The organism is Methanobrevibacter oralis (assembly GCF_001639275.1).
Taxonomy (GTDB): Archaea; Methanobacteriota; Methanobacteria; order Methanobacteriales; family Methanobacteriaceae; genus Methanocatella; species Methanocatella oralis.
This window is the reverse complement of record NZ_LWMU01000008.1, coordinates 1-1,011: the sequence shown is the minus strand read 5'-3', so window position 1 is coordinate 1,011 and position 1,011 is coordinate 1. Positions and strand designations below refer to the sequence as shown.

3 protein-coding genes are annotated in these 1,011 nt (G+C 26.7%); all 3 read right to left on the bottom strand.

Annotation, left to right across the window (positions count from 1 at the left end; translation table 11 throughout):
• Positions 1–164 precede the first annotated feature (164 nt).
• Positions 165–422 (bottom strand): hypothetical protein, encoded by a 258-nt coding sequence (locus MBORA_RS00070; protein ID WP_063720053.1) that lies wholly within the window; start codon positions 420–422, stop codon positions 165–167.
• A 7-nt stretch (positions 423–429) separates the two neighbouring features.
• Positions 430–552 carry a hypothetical protein gene (locus tag MBORA_RS11270; RefSeq protein WP_269801113.1) on the bottom strand — a complete coding sequence of 41 codons (123 nt, stop codon included), beginning with the start codon at positions 550–552 and terminating at the stop codon, positions 430–432.
• Positions 553–560: 8 nt separating this feature from the next.
• Positions 561–1,011: hypothetical protein (locus MBORA_RS10730; protein ID WP_169805449.1), on the bottom strand; the 451-nt coding region annotated here is incomplete at its 5' end.

Below are 1,011 nucleotides of genomic sequence, written 5' to 3'. Positions count from 1 at the left end.
AATGTAATTTTCTATTTGATTGTTAGTACAGTCTAGTTTTCCTTTGTGTCTTTTTTTAAGGAAGTGTATGTATTTTTTGTATTCTGGGAAGAATTTTTTCTTTAAGTATTTTGCTAGAATTGGTGGAAAGTTTATTAATTTTTCTTTTAGGAAATTAATGTATTCTATTGCTTCTTCATAGGTTTCTTTTTTGAATAATATTGTAAAATATGCTTAAATATTCGTTGATTTCTATTTTGTAGTTGTTTATCCATGTTTTTGGATTGTTTTTTGATTTGTGTTTCTGAGAGCTTAGGGTTTTGTTTTTTTAGATTGCTTTCATATTCTTTGCGTATTTGCTTTAGTTCTTCTCTAAGTTCTTCATTGATATTTAATAATAAGTGAAATGTGCAATGTTGGTGATCAAATCCAATTTCTCTCATTATTTTATCATATCCATGGTTTTAAATCCGTTACAATTGCAATGGACTCTGTTGCTTTGATGCTATTTTTTATAAAATTTTTTGTTGTTGCAAAATCTTCTTTTTCACTAATTAACTCTGCAATAGGCATTCGATTAATTAAATCAAATAATATATGTCTATAATACCATTTTCGCTCAATTCATAATCCACTGTACAGTCATAAGCAGCATAGCCTGAAAATTTCATATCAGTGTTAACATAATACAATCCATCGAAAGTTAAAAGAGATTTTCTAATCGTTTCATATGACATATCAATGCTATTAAAAACATTAAATATCCAAGAAAGATTTCTTAATGAATCCCAACCTCTTTTTCGCAACTCAATTGCCTTGTTTTTCATTTTAGTTGAAAAATTACAAAAATCTTCATAAATTCCATTAAGCCTTACTTGACTATATTTCCTACATTTCTTACAAAGATATCGCTTGACTTTAATAATAACACTAACTCCATTTTCTAAATAAATTTTACGCCGATTATAAGATTTTTTAATAACATCATGAGAAAAACAATGCTTACAATGAGGATCATGATACTCAATAACC